Source organism: Candidatus Desulfatibia sp. (assembly GCF_036446775.1).
Lineage (GTDB): Bacteria > Desulfobacterota > Desulfobacteria > Desulfobacterales > UBA11574 > Desulfatibia_A.
Genome location: NZ_JAZFTO010000049.1, coordinates 1 through 6,323, shown reverse-complemented (window position 1 = coordinate 6,323; position 6,323 = coordinate 1). Strand labels below are relative to the sequence as shown.

Annotated in this window: 5 protein-coding genes; 3 read left to right on the top strand and 2 right to left on the bottom strand. The window is 48.5% G+C overall.

Annotated elements, in window-relative coordinates:
* The 3 genes from V3S16_RS02220 to V3S16_RS02210 form a co-directional block, all read left to right on the top strand.
* On the top strand, nucleotides 1-978 hold a 978-nt coding region (locus V3S16_RS02220; protein WP_413883043.1), incomplete at its 5' end, for a methionine aminotransferase.
* Nucleotides 966-1,751: an amidohydrolase gene (locus tag V3S16_RS02215; RefSeq protein ID WP_413883042.1), complete on the top strand. Its 786-nt coding sequence runs from the start codon at nucleotides 966-968 to the stop codon at nucleotides 1,749-1,751. The genes V3S16_RS02220 and V3S16_RS02215, both read left to right, overlap by 13 nt.
* Before the next feature lie 141 nt (nucleotides 1,752-1,892).
* Nucleotides 1,893-3,467, top strand: a complete 1,575-nt coding sequence (locus V3S16_RS02210; RefSeq protein WP_413883041.1) for a response regulator — start codon at nucleotides 1,893-1,895, stop codon at nucleotides 3,465-3,467.
* On the opposite strand, the gene V3S16_RS02205 is transcribed toward V3S16_RS02210, so the two are convergent.
* Both V3S16_RS02205 and V3S16_RS02200 read right to left on the bottom strand, forming a co-directional pair.
* Nucleotides 3,464-4,369 (bottom strand): diguanylate cyclase, encoded by a 906-nt coding sequence (locus tag V3S16_RS02205; RefSeq protein ID WP_413883040.1) that lies wholly within the window; start codon nucleotides 4,367-4,369, stop codon nucleotides 3,464-3,466. The two genes, V3S16_RS02210 and V3S16_RS02205, sit on opposite strands and share 4 nt — an antisense overlap.
* A 45-nt stretch (nucleotides 4,370-4,414) precedes the next feature.
* Entirely contained in the window at nucleotides 4,415-6,010 is a 1,596-nt protein-coding gene (locus tag V3S16_RS02200) for a hypothetical protein (RefSeq protein WP_413883039.1), read from the bottom strand.
* Nucleotides 6,011-6,323: the final 313 nt, after the last annotated feature.

The following is a 6,323-nucleotide window of genomic DNA, read 5'->3' as shown; positions in this document are numbered from 1 at the left end:
AACCAGTACGCACCCATGCAGGGCGTTTTGGCGCTGCGGGAAAGGATTGCGGAAAAGACCCAACAACTCTACAACGCCGTTTACGATCCTTTAACGGAAATTACGATAACCTCCGGTGCCACCGAAGCCCTGTTTGCGGCCATCAGCGCAGTCGTTCATCCCGGCGATGAAGTTATCGTGATTGAGCCGGCTTTTGATTGTTACGTGCCGGCGATTGCATTAAACGGCGGAGTGCCGGTATTTGTGAAGCTTAACTTTCCGGATTATCACATTGACTGGGATGACGTTCAAGCTGCAATCACTTCAAAAACACGGCTGATAATTCTAAATTCGCCCCACAATCCCACCGGCGCCGTCTTATCGGAAACAGACATATCCGCTTTAAAACGTATTGTCGTAGATACGGATATGCTGATCATCAGCGATGAGGTTTACGAGCATATTATCTTCGACGGTCTGATCCACGAGAGCATGGCCCGGCATCCGGAACTTGCCCAAAGAAGTTTTGTCATCAGTTCCTTCGGCAAGACATACCATACTACCGGCTGGAAGATCGGTTACTGCCTGGCACCGGAACCGCTGTCCAAAGAATTTCAGAGGATTCACCAGTTTCTCACCTTTGCCTCCAATACGCCGATTCAGCATGCGTATGCGGAATTCATGCAGAACCAGGAGGCCTATCTGGAGCTTTCTGAATTTTATCAAAAAAAACGCGATAAATTCCTGGCACTGATCGAAACTTCGCGCTTTAAGGCGGTCCCCTGTGAGGGAACATACTTTCAAATGCTCGATTATGCCTCCCTCAGCAATGAGTCCGATATCGAGTTTTCCAAACGGCTGACCATCCGGCACGGGGTGGCTTCGATACCGCCTTCAGTGTTTTATCACCAAAACGATGATCATCGTGTGCTTAGGTTCTGTTTTGCAAAAAAAGACGAAACTTTGGAAAGGGCTGCAAAAAAACTATGCCGGATTTAAAGCTAACGATTATTCAAAGCGAATTGGTCTGGGAGGATATTGATGCCAACCTGGCCGGATTTGACCAAAAGATTAACGACATTCAAGAAGATACGCATCTGATTATTTTGCCGGAGATGTTTACGACCGGCTTCAGCATGGATCCCGCAAATCTGGCCCAGGGCATGGACGGCAGCGCCGTCAAATGGCTTCAGGAAAAATCACGCCAAAAGAACGTTGCGATTGCCGGCAGTGTCATCATTAACGCCGCCGGCAATTTTTATAACCGCCTGCTGTGGGCCCAGCCGGACGGACGGCTTTTGATTTACGACAAACGACACCTTTTTCGCATGTCGGGCGAAGAAAAGGTTTACAGCGCCGGCGACAAAACCATCATAGTCCAATTGCACGGCTGGAAGATCAGCCCCTTTATCTGCTACGATCTGCGCTTTCCCGCCTGGACACGCAATATCTCCAACCGTTTCGACCTGGCAATCTTTATCGCCAACTGGCCCGAAAAACGTGCGATGCACTGGAAGTCCCTGCTGCAGGCCCGCGCCATTGAAAACCTGTGTTACGTCATCGGCGTTAATCGCGTCGGCACCGACGGCAACGGCCTGACCTACAGCGGTGACACCTGTGTCATCGATCCGGCGGGAAATATTCTTTTTCAAAAGGCCCACGCTGCCTGTACACATACCGCCCAACTTTCTTATTCTGAGCTGCAAAAGTACCGCAAATCGTTCCCGGCCTGGATGGATGCAGACATCGATCTGATTCGGATTCCTGATTAGTAAAGAATCCTGACTCTCCGAGGCGTAGGCTCTACGAGCCGGAGGCCCATAGGACCATGTTTTGGGAGAAGAACCAAATTTGGTTGGCGCGCAACACTTGATAAAACCAAAACCCGCAATCCAATATCGAACGAGGTACCCATGGCTAAAGCACAAATCTTGATTGTGGAAGACGACGCCATTACCGCAATGGATTTAGAAAGCCGGTTGAAGAGACTTGGTTATAGTGTCTCCGCAATAGCAGCTTATGGAGAAGACGCCATTAAAAAGGTAAAAGAGAATACACCTGATTTAGTGTTGATGGATATAGTGCTAAAAGGTGAGATTGACGGGATTGAAGCTGCCGAGAAAATACGCACCCGATTTGATATTCCGGTTGTATTCCTTACCGCTCACGTAGATAAGGAAAGGCTTAAGCGCGCCAAACTTACTTATCCTTTTGGCTTTATTCTCAAACCATTTCAGCCTGAAGACCTTAACATTGCCATCGAGATGGCGCTCTATTTTGCTGAAGTAGACGTTGAGCGCAAGCAAGCAGTAGAGGCGTTACAAAAGGCTCATAACGAGTTGAAAAAAAGTGTTGAAAAACGAACCGCTGAACTAAACAAGATAAAAGCCATTAATACCTTGGCAGGCGGAATTGCGCATCAATTTAACAATGCTTTATCCGGCATAACCGGCAACATTGATCTAATGGAGATGGATTTGCCGGACAATGAAAACATTGCCGGGTATATCCAGCAGATGAAGGGTTCCGTTGATCGGATGACTAAACTGACAGATCAACTTTTGGCCTATGCCAGAGGAGGCAAATATCAGGCTGAAACCATGTCATTGAATGCGTTTGTGAAAACCGTACTGCCGTTAATACTGCATGGTATCGATCATCGCATTAAGATCGAAACAGATCTGTTGACAGATGTTTTGAATATAAATGCCGATCCGGCTCAAATGCAAATGGTATTTTCCGCTATTTTGACCAATGCATCAGAGGCTATCGAAGGTGAGGGTCACATTCGGATCAGTATCAGAGGGGAAGAGATTGATGATGAGTTTGTAAAATACCATTCAGCTCTTAAGCCCGGATACCATGCCTGCCTCGAAGTCGAGGACAATGGTAAGGGGATGGATAATGAAATAAGAAGCAAAATGTTTGAGCCGTTTTTTACCACCAAGTCTCCTGGCCGGGGGCTTGGTATGGCTGCTGCATATGGTGTCGTAAAAAACCATAATGGATGGATTTCTATATATTCTGAAGCAGACAGAGGAACTGTGGTCCGCATCTACCTGCCTGCCATAGAAGCGCCGGCCAAAATACCTGCAACGCCAAAGAGCGAGTTGCCCAAAGATAGTGGCACTATCCTCCTTATTGAAGACGAAGAAATAGTTAGGGATGTAAGCCGGGCACTATTAGAAAGGTTGGGTTACCGTGTTTTGGTGGCTGTGAACGGGCAAGAAGCAGTTAATATCGCCAAAAGTTATGATGGAAATATTGATTTAGCCCTGCTCGATATTATGCTGCCTGATATAGAGGGGAAGGAAGTTTATCCGCAACTCATGGAGGCTCGTGCGAATCTGAAAGTCATCGTTTGTAGTGGATATTCCATCGATGGCCCTGCCCGGGAGATTTTGGATGAAGGTGCTCAAGGTTTTATCCAAAAGCCGTTTAACCTTACATCTCTATTGGAAAAATTAGAGGAGGTTCTGAAGGGTTAATCGGAGACCGTCAAGCAGTTGCGCCCGGCCGCTTTACTTTTAAACATCAACTCATCCGCCCGTTTGACAAGCTCTTCCACGGTGTCATCCGTTTTTGCCATGGTCCCCCCTGCAGAAACCGTGACGCTAATCTTTTTTTTATCAATGGCTACATACGATGCTTCAACCAGCTGCCGCAATCTGTCACCAATATGATATAAGCCTTTTTCATCTACATTCCGCATGATACCGACAAATTCTTCACCACCCCAGCGTCCAATCAGATCAAACGGCCGGACACAGGCGACCAGCGTATCAGCCACCGTTTTCAATACCGCATCACCAGCCTCATGTCCGCAAGTATCGTTGATAGCCTTAAAATGATCGATATCCAGATAAAGAATAGCGAAGGGCCAGTTAAATCGAGCCAGTTCCTGCAAACGGCTTTCAAGTTCCATTTGAATATATCTTCTATTGGCCAGCATGGTCAGAGTGTCTGTCATTGAGAGCTTCTCTAGTTCTTTTATTCTCAAAAGGGTCGCTGATTTTGAGCTGATATCACTGAATAATTCCAAAGCACCGATGATCGATCCTTCAGAATCTCTGATGGGAGTGATACGAATCGCCACCGGGATTCTGCGCCCGTCTTTATGGTGCAGATACAGCTCCGCTTCTCGCACGGGACTATCGGTGACAGGCTTCTCAAGCGGACAGAGGGCGTCACATACATTGCGTCCTTCATCGTCATATAAAGTCAGAATGCTGTCCGAGCAGAGTTTGCCCAACACCTCACCAGCCTTATAACCGGTTATATTTTCAGCGGCTTTATTCCAATATCGAATCCTTTTAGTTCCATCTACAAAGTAGACACCATCAAAAAGATTGTCCATCAATTCCTTATAATTAATACTTATTTCATCCATATGTATTTTTCCCAACCGGTTTTATAGCTGTTTTCAAAATAACGTTCAGCCGCCGGATTTGCGGAGTGAGTAATGTCTGAAGCAGTCCTGGAACCACTGGCGCATGTCGGCGGTAAAACTGGACCAGCGCGTCCCCAGGGCCTGTCCCCGCGCCGTGTCGGCGTTGCCTTCTCCTATTTTACCGTCTATGGGTGCAATGTCAATCTGGCAGCGCACCGGGATGCGTCGGCGCAAATCGGGCTGCTGGGTAGAGATCAGCGCTAACGCGGCCAGGCCGCCTCTTTTGAGAAGATCCAGAAAAGCAGCATGGCCCCCGACGGTATTGACCATAACTTCTTTTATGGGAGTAAGGCGCACTGCCTCGAGCACGCCGGTATGCTTGTTGGAAATGTTGTCGGAACCGACATAACTGACCCCTTCCTCGGTCAGGGCCAACTGAAAAATTCTGGCATATATGCACTCTAACTGTATGCCGCGCCCGGTGAGGCGGTAGTGAACTCTAAGACCCCAGGCCCCGAAGTCGATATGCTCACAGAATACAGGATCATACCGCTTGGAAAAATACTCTTCATAGCGTCTGACCGCCTCTTCAAGTTTGGCCTGCATGCTGTCGCGATCCAGGCTTCTATCTTGGGCCCCGCCGGTATGGACAGCCCCGGTCTTTAAAAGGTGCTGCCTGAGTGCCTCGCGGTCGTCGCCGGTTCCATAGCGATCCTTGAGCGTTTCCAAATCCACCCATATGTATTGTTTGCGGTAGTACGGGTCGGCTGAAAACAGGGAAAAGATCCACAAAAGCTCGTCAAGCCGACGGTCATCATGCGGATCCAAATCCAGGTGTATGGGGTGAATTTCCAGAGCATCCCCGGTGACTTTGGAAAGGTCGGGAACGAAATACCCTCTGTCCGTAAGCGAGATCCGGAATCCACCTACACCGCTGCCGCCTGTAACCGGCTTTACAAAGAAGCGACGCGTACTCCATTCTCGGGAGAATTTATCGACATTATCCAAAATAGAAGCAACCACCCGGGATGTGTTCATCTGCGAGGCCGGCACGGTTACATACCGTGCCAGCAGGTCTTCTTGCCCCGCATCCTGAAGCATCTGGTAGGTCAACCCCTTGTTGGAGAAGATGGACCCCGGCGCCGTGACCCGGCCGGGCAGTACAATAACTCCCATTTGCTCGAGATTTTCCAGAACTTCAAGGTTGTATGCCCTGGAGTCGACACACTCACTTATAACCAGGGTGGAGCCAGGGTTCTCATTCACGGCCTCCATCAGTTCTGGCCTTGTGTTCACTAATAAACAACGGGCTTTGATATCTGACCGGGCGATTTCATCCTTAAGCACCCGAAAGGATTCAGGGCCGGTTGGAAGCCGGTCATTGGAGGCATCAATCAGGACCACGGTATCGGGAAAATGGACGGCAGGCGGGAGGTCCAAAGCGTATCTGGCAAGTTCTGGGTCTGCTTGCGCCGACTTGTTGAAGGCAGAGATCAGTTCTGCTCCTAATTTGCCCGGTTCGCCGTCAAATCCCAGGGCGTGCAGATAAAAAGGGGCCTCGTTTGCAGGCCCCTCGTGGCCCAGCGCATACAGCTCTACAAGTCGTTTTATATCGCTAGTTTCCAACGCAGATTGTTTCATGCACTACCTCCATTAATATCCTGGCCCAGAAGACCTGGCTTTGGTTTACCCCCATGGGGGTGCGCCTATCTCAAATAGAGCAAATTAAATTCCAAATTCCAAATATCAAATATCAAACAAATAACAATCGTTCGACCTCGAGGTCGAACGATTGAATATTGGAATTTGTGATTTATTTGTAATTTGGTGCTAGGAATTTGTGATTTTAGACACAAAACTCCAAGGCAGAGCCGGATAACTCTGAACTGGCCCAGAGGATCGGTTTTTCAGGAGTAAATGGGCAAATCAGGGGATGTCATCATAACCTTTAGCC